The organism is Pseudobdellovibrionaceae bacterium, assembly GCA_023898385.1.
In the GTDB taxonomy this organism is placed as follows: domain Bacteria; phylum Bdellovibrionota; class Bdellovibrionia; order Bdellovibrionales; family UBA1609.
On the sequence record CP060220.1, the window covers coordinates 1559182 to 1585010 of the forward strand.

General features: G+C 46.3%; 25 protein-coding genes and 1 tRNA gene. 15 read left to right on the top strand and 11 right to left on the bottom strand.

The window, feature by feature from the left end:
* Window positions 1-33: 33 nt before the first annotated feature.
* Together H6626_06905 and H6626_06910 are read right to left on the bottom strand one after the other, a co-directional pair.
* Window positions 34-369, bottom strand: a complete 336-nt coding sequence (locus H6626_06905; GenBank protein USN48812.1) for a hypothetical protein — start codon at window positions 367-369, stop codon at window positions 34-36.
* Window positions 359-1348 (bottom strand): hypothetical protein, encoded by a 990-nt coding sequence (locus H6626_06910; GenBank protein USN48813.1) that lies wholly within the window; start codon window positions 1346-1348, stop codon window positions 359-361. The genes H6626_06905 and H6626_06910 overlap by 11 nt, the downstream gene beginning before the upstream one ends.
* 151 nt (window positions 1349-1499) lie before the next feature.
* On the opposite strand from H6626_06910, the gene H6626_06915 reads away from it, so the two are divergent.
* Genes H6626_06915 through H6626_06935 form a run of 5 tightly spaced genes read left to right on the top strand, consistent with a single transcriptional unit; the run spans window position 1500 to window position 5840 of the window.
* Window positions 1500-2084: a hypothetical protein gene (locus tag H6626_06915; GenBank protein ID USN48814.1), complete on the top strand. Its 585-nt coding sequence runs from the start codon at window positions 1500-1502 to the stop codon at window positions 2082-2084.
* A 12-nt stretch (window positions 2085-2096) separates the two neighbouring features.
* A complete protein-coding gene (locus H6626_06920; GenBank protein USN48815.1) occupies window positions 2097-2756 on the top strand; it encodes a hypothetical protein in 660 nt (219 codons plus the stop codon).
* A gap of 2 nt (window positions 2757-2758) precedes the next feature.
* On the top strand, window positions 2759-3733 hold the full coding sequence (locus H6626_06925; protein USN48816.1) for a hypothetical protein: 975 nt from the start codon (window positions 2759-2761) through the stop codon (window positions 3731-3733).
* Window positions 3727-4596, top strand: a complete 870-nt coding sequence (locus tag H6626_06930; protein ID USN48817.1) for a hypothetical protein — start codon at window positions 3727-3729, stop codon at window positions 4594-4596. Before H6626_06925 ends, H6626_06930 begins: the two co-directional genes overlap by 7 nt.
* Window positions 4596-5840, top strand: coding sequence for a hypothetical protein (locus H6626_06935; protein ID USN48818.1), 1245 nt, complete (start codon window positions 4596-4598; stop codon window positions 5838-5840). Before H6626_06930 ends, H6626_06935 begins: the two co-directional genes overlap by 1 nt.
* 62 nt (window positions 5841-5902) lie before the next feature.
* Here the strand turns inward: H6626_06935 and H6626_06940 are convergent.
* Window positions 5903-5979 (bottom strand) — tRNA-Met (locus H6626_06940).
* Between the two features lie 171 nt (window positions 5980-6150).
* Here H6626_06940 and H6626_06945 point away from each other — a divergent pair.
* Window positions 6151-7725, top strand: coding sequence for a hypothetical protein (locus H6626_06945; protein USN48819.1), 1575 nt, complete (start codon window positions 6151-6153; stop codon window positions 7723-7725).
* Entirely contained in the window at window positions 7664-8194 is a 531-nt protein-coding gene (locus H6626_06950; protein ID USN48820.1) for a hypothetical protein, read from the top strand. The genes H6626_06945 and H6626_06950 overlap by 62 nt, the downstream gene beginning before the upstream one ends.
* Before the next feature lie 55 nt (window positions 8195-8249).
* Here H6626_06950 and H6626_06955 read toward each other — a convergent pair whose 3' ends face one another.
* Window positions 8250-8954 carry a HEAT repeat domain-containing protein gene (locus H6626_06955; protein ID USN48821.1) on the bottom strand — a complete coding sequence of 235 codons (705 nt, stop codon included), beginning with the start codon at window positions 8952-8954 and terminating at the stop codon, window positions 8250-8252.
* A gap of 40 nt (window positions 8955-8994) precedes the next feature.
* Window positions 8995-10275, bottom strand: coding sequence for a hypothetical protein (locus tag H6626_06960; GenBank protein ID USN48822.1), 1281 nt, complete (start codon window positions 10273-10275; stop codon window positions 8995-8997).
* Between the two features lie 138 nt (window positions 10276-10413).
* Here H6626_06960 and H6626_06965 point away from each other — a divergent pair, with 138 nt between their 5' ends.
* On the top strand, window positions 10414-11778 hold the full coding sequence (locus tag H6626_06965; GenBank protein ID USN48823.1) for a dihydroorotase: 1365 nt from the start codon (window positions 10414-10416) through the stop codon (window positions 11776-11778).
* On the opposite strand, the gene H6626_06970 is transcribed toward H6626_06965, so the two are convergent.
* From H6626_06970 to H6626_06980, 3 genes are all read right to left on the bottom strand, one after another.
* The gene (locus H6626_06970) at window positions 11756-12220 is read right to left on the bottom strand and encodes a hypothetical protein (protein ID USN48824.1); all 465 of its coding nucleotides are present in this window, start codon (window positions 12218-12220) and stop codon (window positions 11756-11758) included. The two genes, H6626_06965 and H6626_06970, sit on opposite strands and share 23 nt — an antisense overlap.
* Before the next feature lie 336 nt (window positions 12221-12556).
* On the bottom strand, window positions 12557-13642 hold the full coding sequence (locus H6626_06975; protein USN48825.1) for a hypothetical protein: 1086 nt from the start codon (window positions 13640-13642) through the stop codon (window positions 12557-12559).
* A 576-nt stretch (window positions 13643-14218) separates the two neighbouring features.
* Window positions 14219-15376 (bottom strand): ATP-binding protein, encoded by a 1158-nt coding sequence (locus H6626_06980; protein USN48826.1) that lies wholly within the window; start codon window positions 15374-15376, stop codon window positions 14219-14221.
* Window positions 15377-15607: 231 nt separating this feature from the next.
* Here H6626_06980 and H6626_06985 point away from each other — a divergent pair, with 231 nt between their 5' ends.
* Window positions 15608-17119, top strand: a complete 1512-nt coding sequence (locus H6626_06985) for a hypothetical protein (protein USN48827.1) — start codon at window positions 15608-15610, stop codon at window positions 17117-17119.
* A 47-nt stretch (window positions 17120-17166) separates the two neighbouring features.
* Window positions 17167-17652 (top strand): hypothetical protein, encoded by a 486-nt coding sequence (locus tag H6626_06990; protein ID USN48828.1) that lies wholly within the window; start codon window positions 17167-17169, stop codon window positions 17650-17652.
* Between the two features lie 599 nt (window positions 17653-18251).
* Here H6626_06990 and H6626_06995 read toward each other — a convergent pair.
* Both H6626_06995 and H6626_07000 read right to left on the bottom strand, forming a co-directional pair.
* Window positions 18252-19466, bottom strand: coding sequence for an RsmB/NOP family class I SAM-dependent RNA methyltransferase (locus tag H6626_06995; protein ID USN48829.1), 1215 nt, complete (start codon window positions 19464-19466; stop codon window positions 18252-18254).
* Between the two features lie 18 nt (window positions 19467-19484).
* Window positions 19485-20144, bottom strand: a complete 660-nt coding sequence (locus H6626_07000) for a hypothetical protein (protein USN48830.1) — start codon at window positions 20142-20144, stop codon at window positions 19485-19487.
* 215 nt (window positions 20145-20359) lie between these two features.
* Here H6626_07000 and nrdR point away from each other — a divergent pair, with 215 nt between their 5' ends.
* The 4 genes from nrdR (at window position 20360) to H6626_07020 (ending at window position 22778) form a co-directional block, all read left to right on the top strand.
* Window positions 20360-20815, top strand: coding sequence for a transcriptional repressor NrdR (gene nrdR, locus H6626_07005; protein USN48831.1), 456 nt, complete (start codon window positions 20360-20362; stop codon window positions 20813-20815).
* A 15-nt stretch (window positions 20816-20830) separates the two neighbouring features.
* Window positions 20831-21253, top strand: a complete 423-nt coding sequence (gene nusB / locus H6626_07010) for a transcription antitermination factor NusB (protein ID USN48832.1) — start codon at window positions 20831-20833, stop codon at window positions 21251-21253.
* A 104-nt stretch (window positions 21254-21357) separates the two neighbouring features.
* Complete coding sequence (locus H6626_07015) at window positions 21358-21939, top strand: hypothetical protein (protein USN48833.1); 582 nt, start codon at window positions 21358-21360, stop codon at window positions 21937-21939.
* Window positions 21936-22778: a kinase/pyrophosphorylase gene (locus H6626_07020; protein ID USN48834.1), complete on the top strand. Its 843-nt coding sequence runs from the start codon at window positions 21936-21938 to the stop codon at window positions 22776-22778. Before H6626_07015 ends, H6626_07020 begins: the two co-directional genes overlap by 4 nt.
* Here H6626_07020 and H6626_07025 read toward each other — a convergent pair.
* Entirely contained in the window at window positions 22775-23632 is an 858-nt protein-coding gene (locus H6626_07025; protein ID USN48972.1) for a LysR family transcriptional regulator, read from the bottom strand. The genes H6626_07020 and H6626_07025 overlap by 4 nt on opposite strands.
* Window positions 23633-24027: 395 nt before the next feature.
* Between H6626_07025 and H6626_07030 the strand changes: the two genes are divergently transcribed.
* Entirely contained in the window at window positions 24028-25788 is a 1761-nt protein-coding gene (locus H6626_07030; GenBank protein ID USN48835.1) for a S8 family serine peptidase, read from the top strand.
* The last annotated feature ends 41 nt before the right edge of the window (window positions 25789-25829 follow it).

Sequence of the window (25829 nt, forward strand, 5' to 3'; positions counted from 1 at the left end):
TTCTCCAACATCGTGATTAGAGCGAACGTTTAGCTAGTTGACGGGAACCATTCGATCGATAATTTCTTTTCGAATACAGTCTCGATAGATTTTTTGAGTGTCAGCAACCGACATCGATGCCAATCGACCTTCTTTGTTTTCAATTTGAATCGCCAAGATGTAATCTTTGACTTTCTGACCTTCAATTGACGCTGGCATTTTAATTGTCGCCCCTTCACAGGCTAAATCTTTAGTTGATACAGCATTCAGGCTTCGATCTAGATATCGTGGACTTTGTTTCTCTTTTGGCGTGTCAACGTCTGGACCACATGCCGACAACAGGCCACTGGCGATCGCTATTACAGCTACTAATGACTTATTAAAGATCATAATCTTTTACCTCAAGTTTTCTAACAATCAAATAATCGTTTGCGGGCTGAGCTGCACTCATATCTTTTTTCAAGAACTCGATCTCAGGTCGCCCCTCGATTCGATCCACCACAAATTTAACCAAGTAAAAGACAAAATCTATGATTGAATCTTCGGATACCGAAGAAAAGTGCTTTTCAAGGTCTGGATCAACATGGATAGCCGATGAGGCCAAAAACCAAACCTCATCGTCTGTTCTAATGTCTGTGGTTGGACTTGAAAAATAATCTATAAAAGGTCTGGCAATGGGTTCGTAGGGCTTTATGATACCTTTAGACTCAGCCACCCGCAGAGTTTTCACCCCAATGGTTGAAGCTTTCGGGTCAGCTAGCACTGCCAATATGTTAACATCCGTTCGTGATATCGCCTGCAACCGAATACTGCAGATCTTATCTGAAACCACTGATTCTAAATAATCTCCAATATTCAACAAATCAGCGACCTCTGGAGGTGGCATAGTTGATTCAATTGGAAATCGATCAGAGTGTTTTGTCACCACTACATCTTTCACATCTACGCCACGTGCTTTCAAATAAGGCACATCCACACTGCAATTCACGGGGAAGTGTCCATGGGGCACAAGGCTATCTAATTGATCAGGCCTTAGCTCCATTTTACTTTCATCACTTGATATGGTCGACTCTTCCATGTATTTGGCCTCGGCCAAATGAATAGTATAGGTGCTGTACCCCGATGACGATGATTCCGAGGCCTTCTCCGCTGTTCTTATCACCTTCGGCAAAAATACTGTTCTAAGACCAGGGCGAAGGGATTTTGCATTAGACCAATCAAACAATATTCCGTTGTTAAATACTTCTATGGGAGAAGTGGTCTCAACATAAAGGGTTTGTTGATCCCCTTGGGCATCTGCAACGGCCTGAACGCTAGAACCTAAAAACATACTAACAATTATAGTGAATGAACTTACACGCATCGACATATGTCCTCCTGGGCCCATACCCTTTGCAATCCGTGTACCCATCTCTTTTGTCACTATTTTTACTCTCAGGTCAAAATTGTCCGAGTTCTACCACGGTAAGTTCTCCAATCTCGGACTCTGCCCTTAAAAAGGAGCTTAAACGCCCATTGTTTTGATATACAGCAGCTTCGAAAAAGACCTGATCATTGCACGGGCTGCGAACTATGTGGCGGCCACTCAATGCGCCACAGTAATTGATGACGAGTCCCCTCATGTGGATACCGACGAATACTGTGCCAGCCTTAACTCAATGCATGGATTGTCTGTAAACTCTGTCATCAAGAGCTTTTCAGGTGGACTCAAAGAAAAAATTGCCGAACAAGAACAACAACTTCAAGCCAAGGAGTATATTCAGGCTTCAAATGTTTTCTTGGAACTTTTCGATCAATTTGTAAAAGCAAAGCTCAGTTCGTCCATTTTATACCAAATCGAGCAACCCGATAAACTCTTATTAGATCTCTACCAAAGTTACAAGAGAATACTCAGAATACCCAAGCAGCTCATTGATTCAGAAACGTCACAACAAGTGGATGTCTACAACCTGCGACGTCACCTTCGCACGGTGGATCAATTGTCGGTACCCAATGATGACGTTCAAAATTATTTTGACCTGCCTGCTGACAGCAGTTTCTCGAAGATAATGAGCCAGGCCATTTCGCAAATTGAGAACAAATTATTCTTAAGATCACTAAATTAAAAGGAGAACGAAATGAAATTTATTGCACTCATTGCCCTAACCCTACAGCTAAGCGCAACAGCCCAAGCGGAATCTCTTGCTAATAGCGCGTTTGAGTTTATGACCTCACGATACAGGGATGCCAAACTTGATGCCTCGACAAACAACGGTGAGATTCGACTGGCTTGCTTAGGCGAAGTTTTCAAAGGTTGGGTCCGAAAATACGACCAAGTCGTTGAAACAGAGCGCCTAAACAAATCAAAAATCACTAACTACGACGAAACACTTAAGTTGGTCGAGTTACACAGCCTCGACGTTGATAACATCTACCACATGCTTCGATCCAATATGATCGATGTGTTGCGTGATTCACTTCGAGAAATGCGGGCGTCAAAACAAATTCCAGATATTCCTAATATGACCGTCCAGCAGTACCACTTAGAAAAATACGACCACAATCTTTCCATTTGCAATGATGAAAGATTTGTTCAGAAAGTGGCCATGGCCGCTCCTATTTCAAACGGGCTCGACACAGTGGTTGAATCCACCACTGTGATTGCTATGGATGACGACTTCAGCGACTTCGACGGTATTTTGAGCGGCGAAAGTCCAACGACTACTGGCCCAGGGGTTGAGTATAAACAAGTATCTAAGACCCTTGAAGAGTGGCTATTTGAGATTTCTAAGAGATAAAAATGAAACACTATTTACTTGCAATACTCATGTTTTATTCAATTTGCCTTGGGCATTGGGCCCAGGGCAGCTCCCGAGACGGAAAACCCAAAGGTAGTTCTCCGGCAAATCCGTCAGTTTCGTCATTTGCACAGGCGAACTACCTGAGGCTGAAGGCTAAACTTTACTCCTATGACACTATTCAAAATACCACAGGTAGGACCTCAGAGTTCAGTGTGACCGAAGTTTTAGGCGAATTGCACCCTTGGTTTAAAACCCATTTATCGCTTAAAAACTTTGATAAGGACCGGCCCATTTATCTCGTGTCGCCAATCCCAGAAACTGTGATTCAAGACCTCGCCCACCTACAAGGTCGATTTAAAAGCGGGATTGGAATCTTAAATGCAGACTTCTGGAAACAAGTGGGTCAAATTCAAAGTACTGGTTTGAATGTCGGTTTTTTTGTACATGAAAAAGGTTGGGAATACGGTGGGTTTTTCTCTTCCGAACACAACCTTATTGCTTTTGATATTTTCGCAAACCCTGGCACACCTAAACATGAATGGCGCCATTACTACCAACATATTTACAGCGTCACCCCCTATTTTTTTGAACTCTATAAAAATGGGTTTTACACAAAGTCCTGCTACGAACAATTCAGCAGTCACCTTAAAGAACTCGACGCCAACACTCACCAAATGGACTCATGGGTAGGCAGCTTTGAATTCACGGCCGAACTGAGCCAAGTCCCCATGAATCGAAGACTGTATTTACCACAACTCATTAATTTGAAGGGATTTTTTGAGTATCCCAAAGCGGCAACCACGAGAATTCCGCATCAAGGGTGTCCTGACGAAGTCTATAACCTTGTTAGCGCGATCACTAACTCCGTCGATGCGTTCATTCAGCCGACCGTGCGTCTGGTCAGTCAGTTGCGGCAAGGTCTTCGACGCACTCAAAAGTATTCGCAAACTTTGATGACGCTACTGGTTTGCTAACTTCAAAATACAACTACGAAAAACTGAATGAAACACTCGAAGGGAAATTTCAGTATTCTGAAAAAACCAAGGATGGCGGTAGCAACCATGCTGTTGCCGTTGTTGGATTTGACGATGATCTCTATAAAGATCATGGCTATGAAGTTGGACCTGGTGCATTTATTGTTAAAAATTCATGGAATGAAAATGACGAAATCCATAAGCTTCGGCAGGAATGGCCATTGAGTAAACGTGATCAAGAGAGCTTCAACAAATTTCGAGCCAAAATAAATCCCCATTCTAACGAAGTGGGTTATTACGCAATACCCTATCAATATATTTATGACCTCATCCATAGGCATCAACCCAATAGATCAAATGTGGCCGGCACTGGCGGGATTTCTATCTACAACATCAACTACAATGCGTTCTATCATTTTTACACTGAGTATGAGCAAAAATATGAAACTGTAAGAGTACCTTTCACCTGCAATAACGAGGGCACCAAGGAGTTTATAAAACGACTTTACCCATCCCTTGCAACAAAGCTCGACTCGGGCGATGAAAAAGAGAAAGCCAACGCTGTCAGTGCCTTGATGAAACTGGTGCGGCCGGTGACCTTGGGCCAACAGAGATCACCCTTTTACTTTGCGTATGTCTCAAATCATCGGGGCATATCTGAAAATCGGGTTCAAAACCTTTATGAGGGAGATTTTTTTAAATATTACTGTGGTGACAGATATACTACTGCAGGCCCCCCTGCCGACATACTTGTTCATCCAGACTTTGACATGGTTACAGACAGAGCCACCCTCGACCCCTATGGACTCGGCACAGGGTTATATTTTTTAAGAATGTTATTTGACTACTACGGAGGTCACTAATGAAATTAAGATACTTACTCGCAGTAAGCCTGGTATTTCCAGCTATCGCGCACGCAACTATTCTAGACGTTCATGATCGCAGCGAACTGCGACTGGGATACGGCGTAGACCCGTTAACAGAACAAATTTTTGATCAATGCATCGAATTCACCAGTGCCGACGTCAAACCTGAATCCGGCATCTTTGAATCCGAAAAGTTTTCTTCGGTCAACACACCGGTGACTGTGGAACACATTACTAGCATGGATCAAATGTCGAAGTACTCTTCCTCTTCTATGAGCGGAAGTGTTTCATACACTTTTGTGTCAGCGAGCATGTCTGAATCAAAAACCAATGCGAGCTCCATGTTTTCTGACAGAGCGTCAGTGGGCCTGGACATGTCCGCTGATTACGGCCGCCGGTATATTACTAATGTTAACGTCAAACCCTATTACGAAGAGCTCTTTAAGACAGATAAAGAAAAGTTTTACGAACTCTGTGGAAGAGAATACGTGGCCGGTTACAAACTGGGTCAAGGCCTTCGGGTGCTTATGAGTGTTTCTGCATCGAGTGCCAGCAGTTACGCCACGTTGAATCGATCAATTGGCGCTGCCGTCCAATATGGCGGACTGGGCGCCGGAATATCAGGAGCATTTTCAAACGCCTCAAGTAGCTTAATGACATCATCAGCTCTTGAAGTCAGCCTCTACGCCTACGGAGCTGGGCCATTGAAGTCTGTGAGTCAAATTGTCAAAACTGAAAGTGACGCCAACCAATTTAGGGCTCTGCTTTCGAGCTATGTCGATCTAATGACGCCTGATTTGGCCGTTAAAACTCACTACATAACCATGCCTTACTTCTTAGATGAAAGCGGAGGAGGCCCGATACTGCGAGAAACCCAACGACGGGTGGTACGGTCACTCTATTCGGATTTCTTACTCCTAAATGACCACTTAAAAAGATTAGACAATTCACTCAGGTCTAACAGCTTAAGAAGCTACATTGGGAACAAAGTGTGCGACAAGTACTCTGATCAATGTGACAACTATATTGCAAGCATCAAGCTGTATCGGGATGAAACCGAATCAGCCATACAGGAAGTTGAAACCTTGTTTCACCAATGCAAAAACGCAGAGAAGGTGTCTGACTGTAAAACATTTAGCGAGATCCACACTATGAATGACATGTTAATGAAAATCATCTGGCCCAATCATTTTCGCTACAAAATGCTGCAAACGTACCTAGAGGAAATAAAAAATCGGTAAAACCGTAGAGTCGGAAAAGCTCTCAAACTGTAGAACCCCAAATCTGCAAGGAAGCAGAAATTTGGTAGCGGGAGAGGGACTTGAACCCCCGACACCCGGATTATGATTCCGGTGCTCTAACCAGCTGAGCTACCCCGCCATGGTTCTTTGAAAAGAGGCGTCATTTCTACCGACTAAGGCGGTTCTTTGTCAACTCCTGGGCGCTCTGTGGTGAAATTCGCGGCCGCACAGCGGCGCATCAGACGGGCACCTTGACCCCCATCTATCAATGCCATTGAATTGATAAAAACCTTTCGGGGAGGGGATAAATATGAAACATCTCATGCGGATTTTGTCGTTAGGGACATTCTTTGCCCTGGGCCTTGCCTCAGCTCATGCCGGGCCCATCAAACACCAGGCCAACAGCCTCACCATTGTTGATATTCACCAAGAACCCATTGCCAATGCGCAAGTGCTCATTGGGCGTGCCGTCGACAACCCTTTTCCTGGCAATCTCCTCGTATCTGACGACAAAGGTGAAATCAGCTTGCCGCTAAATTGGAAAACACCTCTACCCGTCACAGTAATGGTCAACGGCTTTGTAAAGACCACATTTTTGGAGGTCAGCCCCGAACAAACACTCCTTGAAGTGAACTCGGGCGACGGCCAAGATCGCATCGAAGTGAAAGGGATCACAAAAGACTACGGCCGACTCCGTCGCGACGGAAAAGTGGATTTTGGCCTCGTCATTCCAGCACTTTCAAGACGAACCATGCTGAATTTTGACGTATCCTCTGTGATCAGCCCCGAGGCCGATGTAATTAAGGTCATCACTAAGCGCATGAATGTACCAAGTAACATTTCTCTGCCAAATCAAAAAGAGTCTTATATTCTGCCCATCACCCTCGATAAACCACAATATCGCATGTATTTTAGGCAGCCGGGTGAATACACAATGACGGCCACACATGGGCAATTTCCGCTTGAAAAGGTTGTCGATCGCTTGCGAGCTGGCGATTCATTTTTTGATGTACTCAATGAATTTCAATTTTTTGGCGGCGGAGAGCTTGATGTCTCTGCAGGCAGCTCTCTTGCTGGGCAAGACATTTCTGTGAATCAATACCAGTTTGCGGGCGTTACAAAACTGCAAGGCCCCTCTTACACCAACGACAAGGTGATGCTCACGCTCGCATTAATGAATGAAAATGGTCTCATGAAACCTTCGGACCTAAAAAAGGTGGGACCTGGCGAAACCGTCGAGCTAAAGACCCATCCTAAAGGAGGCGATCGCCTTTTGCTTTCAGCCCTGTTGCCACGACCGGCCTCTGTGGTAAATAAAGTAAAAACATTTCTAGACGAGCTTTTTGCCGTGCCCGATCCTATTAACCCCGACAATGTTCTAAGCCTATCTCCATTTGGCGACTACGACCATTTGTTGCCTTCTGATGGCGAAGAAGATGATATTGAGTTGGACCTCACTGTCGCTCTAGAGCGGGCCGGCCAAGTCAGCCTAGTCATGCAATCGGATATCGGCGTAAACGGACCACCCCAATTTTTGCCATTGGTTGATCGACCACTGGTTGGAAACAATGTCGTATCAGTGACACCACCGACAATTCCTGAAGGACTATACCAAGTGGGCACCTATGTGACACTTTCGCAAATTGAGTCCACAGAAAAAGACGGCTTTGTCAGCGAAAAGAAAACTCGTCTTTGGGAGTTTGTTGCCAACTCTTGGGTGGACCAAATAGTCGTGCCCGATACAGGCAACACCCTGGGCAGCACGGTAACTCGGCGCTGGGAAGTGATGTTCCTGGCATCACCAGAAGGACAACTCAAATTGCATGATGGTTCAGTTGCCATTGATTCAATCACCCATGTCACCCGTAATTCAATTGATCTTTAAGATCATACCCTTATTGATTTTCGTTGGCTGTGCGAGCGTGGATTCCACGCCGCACGCCAAAGTTAAATCTCCATTGACTAAAGTTTACGTGGGCCCCTTCGAAAAGGTCTGGCAAAGCGCCCAGCTTGTAATGGCCCAATACCCCATGCGAGTGAACAATATCGACCTGGGCCTGATTGAAACCGATGTGATCACTGGGGAGTCCACATTCACAGCCCCTGAACAAGAAAACCGACGTCCGGGTGGCTATCGTTACAATATTCGCTTACACCTTGTAAAAGGGCGCACACAGGGGCAACCCTCAGTGAAAGTTAGCGTGAAAAAGTCCATTTCTTTGCAAAGAGACTTTTTTTCAGCTGAAGAAGATCTGCCCACTGACGGGCTCGAAGAGACTGTCATTTTGTATCGCATTCAACGTGAACTTGATATTTCTGCAGCTCTTGATAAAGCCCATTCGGCGTCCAATTGAATATTTGAGACGCATATAAACGAGCACTCGGGTATAAAACAAAGGCCGGTAGGCCTTAGCTGTATCTCGACCACCAGGCCAACCACACTCGCCGCTTTTCTTTTAAATCTTTAGCCCGCGTTTTGTGCTTCATGATCTTCTCTAAGCCTTGTATGGCTAGAGCATGAAGAGATTCATCTTTATCTTTTAAAAGGCCAATAAACTTTGGCTCATCGCCAGCTCCACCCATCTCTACCAACGCTTTTGCAATATGACGACGCACCCAAAGACTTTTTCCATTTCTGTAGTTTTCAGCACTATAAAGTTTATGCCATAAAAATGGTGATAGTTCGCTACCGTTGTGCTTAGAAATTGCATTCACGGCAGCGGTTCTCACAACCAAAGCAGGGTCGTCTAACAACACCTTTGCCTTTTTTAGCGCCCATGAACGATCTGAATGAACCAATGCCACTGTGGCGGCATTTCTCATAAACCACTGTTTGCTTTCAAGAGCTTTTGCCAGAATGGGCTGTGATTGCTTTGGACCAAATTGACCTATGGCGGTGATGGCTCTCCAACGAGACTGCAAATTTTGGTTTGGAGAAAAGGCGATCTCTTCAAGGTTTTTAATTGCGCCGCCGCCTTGTTGTTTCAAGGCCGACATACGATTCTCAAAGGGTAGCTTTAAAGCCATTGCTACTGTCGACTTTGATGCCGGAACTGCCGCCATCGCAGCGACGGGGGTTATGGCAACGACCAATGCAGGTAGAATTTTTATCATAGCCCACTCCCTAATATTGAAGTTTTGGGTTTATTTTAAATCAGTCAGAAACTAGCTTTGTGGCCTCGGCAGCCATTTTATCCACATCGAAATCTTCTTCGAGCGCGTTGCCGGCGTCGTCTAATGGTTCTTCGGCAAGGCCGGCCACCTCTGACAGCATCTTGTCAGTATCGATTGCTGGCGCTGCAACTTTCTCTTCCATCGCTGGAGCTTTTGCTGTGACTGCCCCTTCGATCTCTTCCATCACGGCCCGAGTCAATGCTTCCGTATCGTCATCATCTTCAGATGTAAATTCCGCCAAAATATCATCTTGAACCGCATCGTCATCATCTGAAGCTCTGCCGTCTTGATCTTTACCGCCAGCGTCTCCAGAGATTTTTTCGTCCCCTTCCATGATCGCGCGTAGCAAGTCGGCAGGATCACCTTCGTCAGAAAGATCTTCATCATCATCTCCGGCCCCAGACACGGCCTGCTGAAACTCACTGACAAGTTGATCATCGTCGGCGGAAGGAGCTGCCTCCTCATCGTCATCATCAGTATCAACTTCATCCACACCATCGATGGATTGATCGGCTTCTGCAATAGCACTGGCAAAAAGATCATCCACTTCATCTTGCGCCAATGATGCTGGCTGCGGTTTTTCTGCAACGATATCGTCTTCTGCCTCGTCCACCACCTCTGAATCTGGCTCAGCTGTTCGAGGTGGTGCGGGTTTTTCGCCCGATCCCGCGCCAAGATTTTCAAGCTCTGCTTTCAGTCGGGCGTTTTCTTCTTTGTACCTAGACAGGTCAGCGATGTCGTCTTCGATGATTTCATATTCGAGCAGCTTAGATTCTAGATCATGCAGCTTTGTCATTAAAACTGTGCGTTCTTCGGCGACTTTTTTGTCGACACTGTCGTGAAGGGATTTAATTTCTTCGTCGCGCTTTTTTAGTTCGGCTTTAAGTTCTGTGACCTGTTTTTGGGCTTCAGCTACCTGTTCGGCCGTGAGTCCAGAGGACGCTGCCGCAGGAGCCACACCCTCGCCGGCATCAGCTGCCGCCACCGAGCCCTCGGCCTGAGACTGTGCAGCCACCGCGTCGCCGGCTTGGGCTTCAGGCGCCGCCATGGTTGGCCTTTGCTTAGTTTGCGAAAGGACTTTTCTGAGCGTCTGTTCGAGTTCAATCAACCCAGCTCGTGTGTTTAAATCAGGTTCGTCACTGGATTTAAAATACCGCTGAAAAATGTAGTAGGCGGCAACTAGCAACAAGCCAATGACAGAAACCAGTATGGCTGTCTCATGCGAGCTATCTATAAAATGAACGACCTGACCCGTATCCATCCTTTTTATTGTCGGCTAGCCCAGCAAAAAAGGTCAAGAAATCCATAGCCTTACAAAGAACCCTGGCCTTCCGCCTAGCCAATGCTTTAGACCTGTGTTATCGCTCAGTGCACTAATAGCTCAACCGGGGAGCCGTTTATGTCAGACACATGGGATTTACTCATTAAGGGCGGAACTTGCGTGATGCGCGGTCCAAACGGCCACTGGCAAGAGGTTGAGATCGATGTGGCCATTCTTAACAGGCAAATTGTAGCCCTCGGGCATCTCGATGAGAAAAAATCGCAAAAAGTTATGCCAGCCAAAGGGCTACATGTATTACCTGGCCTTATTGACACTCAAGTTCACTTTCGAGAGCCCGGCCTTGAACACAAAGAAACACTCTCGTCAGGGTCAGCCGGCGCTGTCAAAGGCGGTATCACCGGTGTTTTTGAAATGCCCAACACCAATCCGTCTACAACATCGGCCATCGCCATACATGATAAACTAACTCGGGCCAACGGCCACATGTGGTGCCATCACGCATTTTATGTGGGGGCAACGGCTGAAAATGCAGAACAACTTGGTGGCCTCGAAAAATTACCTGGCGTTTGCGGTGTGAAAATATTTATGGGAAGCTCCACTGGCACACTGCTTATGGCAGACGAGGTTCACCTTAAAAGAGTACTCTCAAATGGACGCCGGCGCGTGGCCGTTCATTGTGAAGACGAAGAACGCCTTAAGGAGCGCCGCCATCTCGTTGATGAAAACCCTGGTCAAGTGGCCCTGCACCCCGTTTGGCGAGATGAAGAAACAGCCCTTCTCGCCACTCAAAAGATCACCCGACTCTCTCAAGAAACCGAGCGACCCGTTCATGTATTGCACGTCACTACAAAACAAGAAATGCAGTATCTCAAACAGCTAAAGCCATCGCTGCCCCATCTTTCTGTTGAATGCACGCCCCAACATTTAACCCTTGCCGCTCCAGAATGCTATGAAACTCTTGGAACTTATGCGCAAATGAATCCGCCCATTCGAGACAAATACCACCAAGAGGCCATTTGGCAGGCGTTGAATGATGGTACGGTGGATATTCTTGGCTCTGACCACGCGCCACACACCAAAGAAGAAAAACAAAAGCCCTATCCTCTGAGCCCCTCAGGAATGCCTGGCGTGCAGACCACGCTTCCACTCATGCTCGACCACATTCATCACGGGCGATTAACACTTTTCCGGCTTTTAGAGTTGATGGTGGAAAACCCTGTTCGACTGTTTGGAATAAAAGATCGAGGCGCCATTGCCGTCGGTAAGTGCGCCGACCTCACTATCGTTGATTTAAAAGCACAACGAGAAATCACCAACCAATGGATGGAGACCCGAAGTGGTTGGACTCCCTTTGCCGGAATGAAAGTACACGGATGGCCCATTGCTACCATAATCGATGGCCAGATTGTTATGCGAGATGATCAGATTTTAGGAAAACCGCTTGGACAGCCCTATGAGTTCACCGAGACTGAGCGGTCTTGATCGGGTCACAACCTCGGCGCAGTGTGGCCTCGGCCTGACCTTCAAGGCCCTCGGCTTGAAGCAAATACATATGGTTGCAACTTAGGCCTTGAATGTTTTCAAGTTCAACTGCAAAGCCCCCGCGCTCACACAAGGCCTCACCAGAGGCCACGACTTGGCCGTCTGTATCTAAAAGGTGCCAATCGATAAACTGATTGTAATTCGAACGCGCACACCAACCAGCAACCACAGCATCGTTACCTTGTTCTGGCAAAGACATTTCTGATTGTACAAAGAGAACTTTTTGCTCGCTCCATTGGTCAACAAGGCGAACTTCTGTGGAAGCAGCCTCACCTGGCAAAGATGCCACATCCGCCTGCCCACAATTTTGAAATTGGGTCAAGGCCAATGTCAATGATGCAATGATCACGGACACTCGCATTTGACGGCTGAGCTTAATCACATTCTACTCCTGCTTGTAGTATTCAAAAAAATTATCGGTCGCGATGCGTATTCTTATGCTGCGGCCAATTCTTCTTCAGAACACGGACAAACTGAGCCTGTTTGTTGTTGAGGCTCATAAGCATAATTCCTACGCCTACAGAACCTACTAAAATTGCACTTATTAACTCCATGCCCCTTAGTATACGCCCGCCAAAAGCAAACCAACGTAGTCTTTCTAGACCGCGTCTCAGCTTGAGACAGAGATTCTCAACTTTTTATCGGCATTTATTGTGGTCGTTCTCACTGTTGCGGCTGGCAACATTCGCGGCGCGGCAGTTTTCAATAGGAATACTATTTATAGGTACGACTCCACTCGCGGAGTCCAGCGCGGCAATGTGGCTGGGGCACCCGTCACCGTTAAAACTCGATCATGCCACTGGGCTAAGCGCAACAGGTGAGGGAGAATATCATCGAACGCCTGAAAACCATTGGCCTCTTTGTCGAGCGACAATTGAGCCTGTTGATTGAAATCATCCAACACCCTTTGTCCCTCCTCAACCAGCGCCAATTGTTTCAAGCTCATTGCAGCACCGCTAGTATCTGTATGACCCACTGGGGGGCGAGCTAACTCCAATCGTAAATCCATGGGCAACGGCTTTATCGAAATCGTCGGAGCCTGGGTACGACCGCGCTGTTTTGCCAATTGAACACGATCCATACTTAGCATGATCGAAGTGAAGGAGTTTCCAAAGCGATGCCTTAAATTTTCTATAAAACGATCATCGCTCAGAATGTTGGGCCGATCATTTAGGCCCGTTTCATTGTTCCGTGTGGCCTCCGCCCGCAAAGCCGTACGTGATTGAACAAGCTTCGCATAGAGACTGCTACGATGGACCTGACCAAACACTAAAACTTCATCGTGATACCGGCCCAAAGCTATAACCACTGGCCAAAGCGCATTGTAATACTCAGTTTCACCTGCGGTCGAAGACGTTAGTCCCTCCACCACTTGGTTGTATCGGTGGATTAAATGTTGTCCTCGTCTAATGAAGTTTAATTCGTCGTTTGTGAGTGGTCCTTCGTCAGCTCCTCGAGCCGCTATACCCATACGGACTGTCTTCAACAAGTCGATGTCTGCGAAAACGATATCATCAACGGGCATTATTTGACGGCTCGGAAAACTCAAGGTGGCCTGCAACCCAGCCAAGTGCCCCAATTGATCTAGTAAATCCATAGCTACCAGGTTTCGATTTATTATTTTTGGAGTCGCCAACACGGACCGACATTCATTGAGCAGATTTGCAGGATCCGCCTGGGCCGGCCCCAGATAGGGAGGATTTGCCAACGCCCCCTGCCCAAACATTAATGACAACACAAGACCTAACGCAGAAAACACGTTGATACAAAATCTCACTTTGCGGGTCTTTAGGGTCAAATACATTTCTTCGCCTCCACAGCCAAAACTGAGCAAAATCAATGCCGTACAAGCTATAATACAAAACGTCCCCAGCCCACCCGAGGCAGGTCAGAGAGCTGAAAATTGTCATTTTTTTAGAAATTTACTCGCTGAAATTGCCAAACCCTAGGTGGCCATGAGCTACTTCGGCCCGACTTATCTGATGCGGGACTTAACACTTTTGCTCTTGGTTTATCATAGCAGATCTCAACTCTGCTGGCGGGAGCGTTCAGCTAGGGACTTCTGGGACACGGCATGTGAAGCTGTACAGCTGCAGCATGTGGCCGTCCTTCGTTTTAGACCCTAGTGCTCGTTAATATACCTCTCATGTCCTTGAAATCTACCGCTGGCCCCGAGGCTCGCCGACTCTCGTGCTGGAGTGGGCACTTTCTCCTTTCTTAATTCAGCACCGCTTTATTTCACTGTTTCCCGAAGGCACCTTAGCATGTTGTGTGCTATTAGATTGACTGCCAAAACTGGGGTTGAACAGAAAAAAGGCCTGAATTAGAGCCTCAAAGAATCTCTTTGTTTGAAACGCAGGTCGAGCGAGTAAATTTCTAGCTAAGAAAAAAAGATTTCGTCGATTCCCTGTTGCCAGTGAAGACAGCGAACACCATCGACTTCTCGGGCGGTTGGGTCATTTGACAACAAGTAAGCCACTTCAGATTTGAATTCTTTAGAAATCCGAAAATAAGATTCGACCTTTTCACGATCAAACTTTGAGAAAGATTTGATTTCTACCAGGACTTTTTTGCCCCGAGGCTTTTCGATAATAAGATCCACTTCAACATCATTACTTGTGCGATAGTAGGAGAACTGCCAGCGTTTATTTAATGCCTTTGCGCTCTTAACAAACTCGTTGACAACAAAAGTTTCAAATAAATCGCCGTACTCGAAGGTGGACGCAATGAGTGACTCTCCAGCCAACTGGTTCAAGGCTCGGATAACGCCCGTATCGAAAAAATAGAACTTCGACTTAAGCGTTTGTCGTTTTCTGATTGAGGTATCGAAGGGCTCCAAGTAAAAGCCCATCAGCGTATCTACAAGTATTTCGAAATGCCGCTGAGACTGCTTGCTGGAAACACCGGAATCTCTTTCAATCTTTGAATGATTGATAATTTTGCCATTACTCTGCGCTGCTGCCACTAAAAACCGGCGAAATGGATCAAGGTTTCGAACTAATTGCTCAGCAGCAATTTCTTCTTTCAAGTATGTGTTCACGTAGCTGTACAGGAAGTCGGTTTTTTCCTCACGATTCCAATTGCTATCCCATATTGTAGGTAACAGGCCAAACTCAAGTGCCTTCTGTAATTCGAATTGATCTCCAAGTTCAATTGACGAAAAAGGATAGAGATGTTTTTCAACCGCTCGTCCGGCCAACAAATTGGCCCCGCCCCTTTTTAGCTTTCGTGCGCTTGATCCAGTGAGTGCGAACTTGATTTTGTGTTCCTCTATGGCTTTGTGTACCAGGTCCAACAACTGCGGTTGCTTTTGAACCTCATCGATGACAATCCATGGGCTTCTTTTGCCCTTCCACAACTCGAGAATTTCGTTGGGATTTTGGGCAATACGAAACTCAAGTCCTGGATCCAAAAGATCAATCCAAAGCGGGTCCTTTCCTGCAAAATGCTGCCTAAGGAGAGTAGACTTACCGCTGCCACGCGGGCCGAAAAGAAAAAAGCTTTGTGATTCTGGTAACTTAATGGATCTCTGTATCATATGTCTAAAATACTATGCAAAATAGACATAAATGTCAAGATTTTGCGTTAGGGTGAAAATAACCTAGCCCAGTCGGTGGTTCTGAAAAGAGTACTTTGTTTGTCTAGAACTCGCCAGATAACCCAGAGCATTCAATATGACCAATGCATTTGCCTTTTGCTTTGCGAATAGGTTGACTGAACAATCTGAAACGTTGTTGACGCGTCGAGGGCAGAACCATACTGTTTGTTAATGACCAGACTATTTTTGTTGTCGTTTGCTGCGCTATTGTCTATCGGTTGCCAATCTTTGGAGTTAGAAAAAGTACCCACATCGCGATCGCTTGAGGTCTTGACCAACCAAACCACAAACACCATTGAGATAAAGCCTTTCCGTAAAGAAAAAGTAAAAGAATTGTTGCGAGACTTCAAGGTCACTCTGGCGAATAAGAAAAAACTGAGTCGAGAAGATTGGAGTGTTCACGATAGGCTATTAAGTGCCTATATTTCAATGAAGTACACTGGCCGAGCGAGCGTATTAGCAATTCCGCCAAAAAGTCGAGTGGTTTTGTATGCAGACTCGTATTGCCTCAACCCAACAAAAGGTGTCCCCACAGAAAATGAACATTATTTCTTCTCAAAGAAACAAGTTGTTCCGTTTCAAAAGGATTTGCTTAATTATTCAAGGTCGAATCCAGGGGACTGGGAAACGGTACAAGAAATAATATGGAATCTTCACAATGGTGTAAGATGGGAAAGCCTACCAGAAAAACATAAGAATATTCTAAAGGGAATTGATCCAAGGGCTCCAATTATACTCCCGTCTAAGATTAAGGATTTGATCGGTGAAAACCTGGGCCTCTCCAAGGTTGAAGACCTTGTGCCAGAGGAGTTTTATGATTTTGAAGAATTTGCTTCAAGACTGAAGCGTCCTTCAGGCAATAAATCCGCTTTGAAAAGCGAACCTTTTTCAGTGGCTGATTCATCGATATTTAGCTCATCAACAAGTGATGGGTTCGAGAGCCAAAGGATTACTTTTTTTAACCCGACCTCAGAAACTGTCGAAATTGATACCACAGACTATGTCCTTGCCCCAGTGAGGAAGGAATATCAGTATGTAGGGTTTTATCACTCTGTGCCCTATGACAATAAGCTGTTTAAAGAACTTGAGGAGGCTCTTTTTACAGAGATGTTGCGAGTTGGTTTGGGAACAACGCCGGTTATCGGTGACCTCATTGACCTCTATGAGGCCATGGCAAGTAAAGATTTCTTTACCGGGCGAAAGCTGACAGCAGAAGAGCGGCTTCTGTCGACCTGGGGGCTTCTAGTTGGCAGTGGACAACTATACCGTTCTGCTAAGAAGGGACTTTCCGCGCCTGGTTACTATGTGCGCGAGATGAGTAAGCGCTATAAGGTGCCAGCAGATCCCGAGCAGGCACGGGCGCTTAAAGAGTTGGCGGATAAACTACCTGGCAAGGTGCCAGACGATTGGCCGATGGTGCCTGGTAAAGTCAAAGTTAGACATGGCAATAAGAAATCGCAAGGGTTGGTTTTTCGAGATCCTGAAAATAGTAGTAATTCTGTACGTTTTATGCCGGGTGACCCGAATGCAAAGTATGCCCACCAGAGGCAACCATATGTGGTGGCACGCAAAGGCGGGAGGGCTATGGACAAGAATGGGAGGCAATTGGATAGTGCGGAAACTCCAGATGCACACATTCCACTCGGGGGCTTTGATTTCGATAAAGTGTGGGGTAAAAAGTAGTGAGCCAATCGGAAGGAGAAAGGCTGTGCGTTCAAACTAGATTTGTAATGAGCGCTATTAAAGATTGCAGGGCTATCTTGGACGTGGAGTATCAAGAGCGAGTGTGGATACGTCAAGAGGGGCCGGAATGGGACACCTTTTACGAAAAATCCATATTCTTGGGTGAAACGCTGGATGTGCTTTTGCAGGAGCCGGAAATTGCATGGTTTTCTGAGCAGCAAATTCACCTTATGAAATACGTCAATTCTCTTCTGGATGAAACCGAGGTGGAATTTGCCGATGGTACATCCCGAGGGGGATCTAACGATAGAGCACCTGACTGGTTGAAGTTACAAAAGGCAGCAAAAGATCTTATTCGCGCGCTCAGCCCGTACTTTTTAGATCGTAGGGTAGAAGAAAACTTCAAGGTCTACGCCGACGGCCCCATCGACGTAAAACATTGGATGGACACGGCAAACAATCCCTTTTGCGGATTCAGTGCCGCCGAAAAAGCCTCCCTGATGTCCACTTTTTCAAATGAGGCATCACTGTAAACGCCTTTCCAAACTAGAGCCGACTCAATTGTTATCAGACCTTGCTTTTTCTTTGCAATCAGCCAGTTCGCCGCTAGCAGATTTTATTCCCGCTTTCAGGCGGCCATGAGCTACTTCGGCCCGACTTATCTGATGCGGGACTTAACACTTTTGCTCATGGTTTATCATAGCAGATCTCAACTCTGCTGGCGGGAGCGTTCAGCTAGGGACTTCTGGGACACGGCATGCGAAGCTGTACAGATGCAGCATGTGGCCGTCCTTCGTTTTAAACCCTAGTGTTCGCTAATATACGTCTCATGCCCTTGAAATCTACCGCTGGCCCCGAGGCTCGCCGACTCTCGTGCTGGAGAGGGCACTTTCTCCTTTCTTAATTCAGCACCGCTTTATTTCACTGTCTCCCGCAAACACCATAGCATATTGTGTGCTATAAGATTGACTGCCAAAACTGGGGTTGAATAGAAAAAAGGCCAGAATTAGAGCCTCAAAGGATCTCTTTGTTTGAAACGCAGGTCGAGCGAGTAAATTTCTAGTTATTTTTAGACGCCTTGAGCGCCCCCTCGATATCGAAGGACTCTAACCGAATAGATAGAGATAAATGATCAATTGCGCTCCAACCGAGCGGCATAAAAACCATCAAAATCGGTCTGATGTGGCCAAACTCTTATCTCTTCTGCGAGTTTCCAGCGGCCGTCAGATCTCTTTAAAAAGCTCGCCACCTGCTCTTCATTCTCTGAGGGCAAAACACTGCAAGTGGCATATACGAGAGCCTTTCCCGCCTCGTCTTTGACCATCTTGCTGTAATTATCGAGAAGTTGCATTTGCAATCCCCGAACTCGCTGAATCTCGTCCATAGTCAGCTTCCACTTTAGGTCGGGCTTTCTCCTCATCGTGCCTGTGCCCGAACAAGGTACATCAAGCAGCACCACATCGGCTGTTCCATGTAGGCGCTTGATCACTTTTGTGCTATCTATGGTGCGAGTTTCCACGATATCTACCCCAGCGCGGGCCGCCCGCTTTTTTAGCTCCTTAAGCTTCCACTCATGAACATCCAATGCCACTATTCGACCCTTGTTCTTCATTAAGGCCGCCAAATGCAGTGTCTTTCCGCCGGCCCCCGCACAAGCATCGATGACGCGATCACCACTTTTGACCGCGGTCAGCGGTGCAATCAGCTGCGAGCCCGCATCTTGCATTTCAAAATAACCCTTCTTGTAGGCCTGGGTAATAAACACGTTTTTTCGTTGCACGAGCTTCAAAGCATCGGAAACATCCGGCACAAGGTCCACTTCCACATCCTCTTTGGCCAATTCTTGTATTAATCCCTGTGGATGAATTTTCAGCGTGTTTACTCTTAAATAAGGTGAGGCCTGAATATTGAGGTGATGTAAAACGGGCTCCCAGACATCGCCAAGCTCCCGCGCCCCCATCTCATCCAATGCATCAGGAATGGACTCCCGAACCGCTCGTTCATTTGCGGTATCCCAGCGAGCGAGGTCATAATTTACTTTTAAACTGGGCTCTATACCCTGCAGAGAATAACCCTTCTGCTCCGCCCACAGACTCACTATTGCTTTAAAGTGGTCTGTTGAAATTGATTTTGAACCGAAAACATTTTCATCAAGACAAAAACACAAACGCCGCCACCACCTAACAATATCATACAAAGCCTCAGCAAATTGCCGGCGATCCCGGGCTCCCCACCGTGATTTTTCTTTACCGATTTGCTCAACAATCTTGTCGGCATACAACCCTTGATTGAAACACTGATCGAGGGCCTCAACCAAGGCTTCATAAATTGGACGATGGATTTTCACAAACTGGGTCCCTTTATCCTAAAACGTAAACACCGACCCCACGGCCATAAAATAACCATTGGATTGACCATCGCTAAGAAAGTGCACATGGTTTTTTAACCCGCCCTCGATGGTCAAGCCCACACGATCAATCACATCAAAAAAGCGAGCTCCTGCAATAATCTGATAATCTAGTGACAAGTCGCTCTCATCGGGAATTTGCTTAAAGAATATACCAAGCCCCAGCCCGCCACCAAAATAGAGGGGAAACCCACTTTTTGCGTCTGGAAAAACAATCATGGGCATGAGACTCATCTTAAATGGCCGACCTTCGTTCAACTCATAGGAAATAAAATCAGCCCGAAACATTAAGTCCATGGATTGAGACCATTCTCCAATACGGTAGGTCACGCCGGTGGTTAAATTACCATGCCGACCGGAGTTATTTTGACCCCAAAAATACACATCGCCAGCCACAAAGCTGCCCAAATGCAGAGCCAAATACCTTGGAGCATTTGAATAGCCAGGATTGTTGGCCACTTGCCGATCTGTAGTGGTCGTTTGAGTTTTCTGACGAGCCGAAAAATATTTTCGGGCGGCGGCCTTCCCGGTCACGCCATTAGCCTGAGCCGGATGAGCCACCGGCCCCACCAGCACCCACAAAAAAGCAAACCGTGCCAGGAATCGGAAATGATCCATTCACTATCTCCCTGTTCAAAAAAGTTGAAGCCCTCGAATATTGCATTGTGACAATGAGATTTTCAAGAAAATTGCCCCGATGATACGGTGAGATACCAGTCTTCCTGCCGCAGTGCCCACTGATGTTACAGTTGTGCACACATTAAAAACCCACCAGTAGCCAATGGTCTCCTTTTTTGGCATAAACACATGATCAAAGGTAGGTTTTAAGAAATATGCTTTGCCCCCATTGTGCCTCAGAAAATAACCGGGTTCTCGAAACTCGAATGCAAAAAGAAGGCTCCATTCGGCGCCGCCGTGCTTGTAACGACTGCCAAGAGCGATTTACCACCCTAGAGACTGTTATTCGACAAATGCCCTATGTGGCCAAAAAAGATGGTCGCAGGGAGCCCTTTGACATCGAAAAATTACGAAAGAGTCTGCGCTTAGCCTGCATGAAGCGGCCCGTGAGCGTGAAACAAATCGACGACATTGTGGAGAAAATCACTCGACAAGTGCTCAGTAATAACGATAAAGAAATCGGCACAATGACAGTAGGACAAGCCGTAATGCGGGCGTTACGAGAGCTCGACGATGTGGCCTATGTCCGCTTTGCGAGCGTGTATCGCAACTTCAAAGATGTGAATGAGTTCTTGAAAGTTCTCGAACAAGATAAAGACGTAACCCTTTAGTTGGAGCCTGTGAATATGCCTGCCACAAATGTGAGAAGAAAATCTCGCGAACTTGCCCTGCAGGTAGAATTCCAACGGGAATTTGTTAGCGACGTCGATGTAAAAACCAGCCTTGAATATTTTAAAAAAAGTTTTTCAGCCCCCATGGAAGTGTGGTCGTATGCCGAAGAACTTTTACAAGGAATTTATCAGCACAAAGAAGAAATCGACAATCTCATTCAAAGCCACAGCTCAAATTGGAAAATGGAACGAATGGCAATGGTAGATCGAAATCTTTTGCGGATTGCTGTTTTTGAAATCTGCTTCAGCCAAGGCCAAATTCCTCCCAATGCAGCCATTAACGAGGCGATTGAGATTGCAAAAAAATATGGAACCACAGAGTCGGCGGCCTTTCTCAACGGCATTTTAGATGAAATCGCCAAAGGTTGCGTCTCATAAATCAATTAACGATCACTAACATCTACCTCGATTTGAAATAACAACGTTTATTAAAGCGGCCGCAATAATTTTAACCGAAATTCGTTATTGGTTTATGATGCTTTTTGTTTACGGCTTCTGCACCTGATGCGGCAAAGAGTTCTCGCCACTCCGTCTTTAAAAACCTAGCCGACAATAATGACTTGACCGCGGAAGCTTTTAAGAATTTCATAGCCCCTATGGCTTACAAAACTCTATACAAAGGCGGCTCCCTAGGCGCCGGGTCGCATCTATGGATTGTGCCCGCTTTAGGTGAGTCCAAATGGTCACGAAATCTGGATTGGTACTGTAACTTTCAAATGCACCGGGCCCACCACTACCAGCCAAAGACCATCAGCGAAGAACTTGCAACTATCATTAAAGACGAAGAAATACCTGTCGAAAATTTTGTACAATCCAGCAAAGTACCGCTGCTTATTTCTTGCGCCCATTTGTTACCGACAAAGATGCTGGTAGAGCTTCCTGATACGGAAAATTGTGACGATTGGTGCGAGAGCGCTCATCGGGCCTGGACCCAACTAGGACAACCCAGTTTACGGATATTTTTACCTAAAAATATTTCTGTGAATGAGTTCGCTGACCTCTGGCCTGGCAAAGACTCGGACCGGTTTGACATCACTCTGGTTCCGTCCCACGAGGACTTATGAGCGAACGAAAATTTACAGTTTACATCATTTCGGACGGCACCGGCGAAACGGCCAGTAGCATTGTAAAGGCCGCGCTGGTTCAGTACTCTGAAAAAGACATCAATATCGTTAAGTGCAAAAATGTTCGTCGCACCGAGCAGGTGGAAAACCTCGTTGATGAGGCTCATCAAAGACATGGAATCATTGTTTTTACACTTGTCAGTGAAGATTTGCGGCAAAAAATACGTGAATCGGCATCCAGTAAAGGGCTGCCATGCGTAGATTTACTTGGCCCCTTGCTTGAAGGTTTTGATAGCTATTTCGGAGGAGCTGGCAGCACATCACAGGCCGGTCTGTTGCGAATGGTTGATGAACGATATTTCAAGCGCATCGAAGCTATTGAATACACGGTCAAACACGATGACGGAAAACTACCTGCTGATTTAAACCAAGCCGACATCGTGCTTGTTGGCATTAGCCGCACCAGTAAAACTCCACTTTCTATTTTTTTGAGTCACAAAGGATGGAAGGTGGCCAATGTGCCCTTGGTCCTAGATCAACCACCACCAAAAGAGCTTTTTGAAGTGGACCAGCGAAAGATTGTCGGCCTTATTATTGACAGTGACAGTCTTTATCACATTCGCCGAACTCGACTTGAGAAATTCAATCAAGATCCGGGCGGACATTACGCCAGTCGCGAGTACATCCAAAAAGAAATTGATTACGCCATGGATCTTTACAAAAAAAATAAGCGATGGCCGGTGTTTAATATCACACACCGTGCTCTTGAAGAAACAGCTGGAGAGATCATTCGGGTGGTGGCCTCTCGAATGGATCTCCCCTACGAAGCTCTGCTTTAGTTGGCCGTCAGGGCTTGTTGTTGAATCGCCCGATAGAACACTTCTACCATCTGCGATAATCCTTCGGCCCGACGAGCATACATGTTCACGTTCACCGAGTAGTTCATTTCATCCACCCGTATATGGGTCATCCTTCGAGCCCGCACCTGCTTTTTAATACTGTGCGAAGGTAAAAATCCCCAGCCCAGACCAGATTCTACAACACGCTTTAAGGTACCCACGTTGTCTGATTCAAAAACCGGTTTATAGGGCACTTTTAATTCTTCTAAGCGGCGATAAAGTTTTTTACCAAATCCAGGGTAATAATCCGTCTGGCCAACTATGGGCATTGAGGCAAATTGATCCATAGTGATTGACGGTGGTATGGTCGCATCTTTTCCCGAAGCCACAAGCCACATTTCATCTTTCAATACAAATCGGCCTTCGAAATCATCTAACTCTATGCCGTACTCGTTTTTCAAATCCGGCAAAACAGCCACATCCACCCGGTTGTGGCGCATGTCTTCGATAATATCTCGTGCGGTTCCGTAAGTGAGCTTCATGTTAAGGCTCGTGTTGTGTTTTAAAAACAACCCCACAATAGGTCCAATTAAATAAAGACCAAACGAATTTGTCGTGGCAATTCTTAAATCACCAGAAATATCTTGTGATATTGTTTGAATGGCAATTTCGGCTTGTTGGGTGAGGTGTAAAATGCGCTTGGCATAATCGTAGAGGAGTTGCCCCTGCATAGTGGGCTTAACCTGCCGCACTCCTCGCACAAGCAATGACACACCCATTTCATCTTCCAGGGCTCTGATTTGTTGGCTCACTGCTGGTTGAGTCAAAAAAAGTTTTTCTGCTGCGGCAGTCATACTGCCTTCGCTCAAGACCTTACAAAAAGTAGTTAATTGTTGAAGATTCACCGTATTGTCTCCTTATATCCCCTAAACATAAGGGCTACTTATACAAGAGGACCCCCACGTCTGTAAAGCGGCTCGTTGCATCATTTTGTGTTAACACCCGGTGACCCCTGAATTTTTTTTCCAACTCAAGCTTCTCGGCTAAATTATCTATTGCAGACTTTTGAAAATAATTTATGAAAAATGACCGTGGATTATCAGGCTCGCCTCCTCCCCACACTTAAGTGGTTGATTTAAAACAACAATTTGCGCGTCATAATGATCATTTATGGATCAAGTTAGATTCCTTGAATTGATTACAGGGTAAAAAATGTAAAAGTGGTTGCTGTCTCTGGGGGGGACTCAATATGAATACAACTAGCCATCACAATCCGTTGCGGATTTGGATCGCGGCCAGCATAGCCGTTATCTCAACCGCCTGCTCACAAGCCATTGTTCCATCACACCAAATACAAAAGGTCGCGCCGCTATCGGCTGACGGCGTTGGTTACATTGTTTCCAATGCTGATGAAGGTGATATCGCGCTAGTCCTTATTACCTATCCGGAGGCGAAGGTTCGCTTTATCAGTGCACAACACGATACTTATGAATTATTCAATGTGGCGCGCGAGGAAATCAAATCTCTTTTGCCAGATTCAACTGTTCAAAAGAACCGATTCTTTAAGCCGACCACGATTAATGATCACAAAGACCCAAAAAGTGTTTATAGCCTGCTTTCCACCCAATTGTTGAGTAGCGAGACGGGGCTCCCTGATATCAACAACTGCAAAGAGAGCAACAAAACACCAATCATATCTGTTGATACAAGCGCCACATTGGCTGACCTTTCTTCCGGCACACTAGAGCTAGGCGAGACACTTCACATTTCCACAGCGGCAAGTGCTCCGCACTCTGATATTGCTGGCGCTTTACGTTCGGCTTGGGTGGTTCTACCTCCGGAAGATTCCGAACAACAAGACTCTATTTTAGTGGGATCAGACCTTCACTATAAACCTGACTCCTATGGGCTCTACATTTTTGCCGCCATTGTGCAGGATCAAGCAGGGGTCTGTAATGACTTTGCTATTCCGCTTGTGGTGACCGGCAACGACCCGTACTTGCAAACCGCGCCTTCGTTGCCAAGCACCCCGGAATGGTCGCTGTTCACACATCTTCCTTTGATCCAAGCCGAGGCGTCCTGGAAACTTGGACAGGGTGAAGGTACAATTATTGCGATTATTGATTCTGGTGTGAATTACAACCACGAAGCCATCAATTCAAATGTTCACGTAAACACACTTGAGATATCCGGCAATGGCATCGATGACGACAACAACGGTGTTGTAGATGATATTGTGGGATATGATTTTGCCAATGGCGACAACTGGCCTTTTGATGATCAAGGTCACGGAAGCCATGTCGCCGCATTGGCCGCATCTCCCCTTTTTGGCACAGCTCGAGAAGCAAAAATTATGAGTCTAAAAGCACTCAGTCCATTGGGCGGTGATATTGCCAGTATTGTGGGAGCCATTTACTATGCCGTGGATAACGGAGCCTCTGTCATCAACATGTCGTTTGGCGCCTACGATGAGTTGATCGATCCAGATATGCAAAAAGCTATGGACTATGCTATGAGCCGAGATGTGTTACTTGTGGCCGCTGCGGGCAACGGACACCCTGAATTCGGCTACGGGCTAGATACGGACACTAGACCCAATTACCCATCAGCCATGGCCAATGAAAACATTCTCGCTGTTGCGGCAACGACAAAAAAAGATCGCCTTACGTTTTACTCCAACTATGGGCAAAAAACAGTGGACCTCGGAGCCCCAGGCGGTGCCGGTGGAGATGAGTTGATCTATTCGGCCTACTACAAAAACGCCAAGGGCATACTTTATAAAGGTATGGCAGGCACATCAATGGCCTCTCCCATTGTGGCCGGGGTGGCTGCGCAAGTGCGAAGTGCTAACCCAAAACTGTCAGCCCTTGAAGTGAAGCAGATTTTGATGGAAACAGGAAAGCCCGCGCCAGGCCTTGAGACAACCACGGTCTCTGGCCGAAGGCTCGATGCTCTAGCGGCTATGAAAAAAGCCACAAGTTGGACCTCAAAATTGTGGACCGCTTTGTAATTGCCTTTCAATAAGGCACCCAAAGGTCTCCGTCGAAGCAA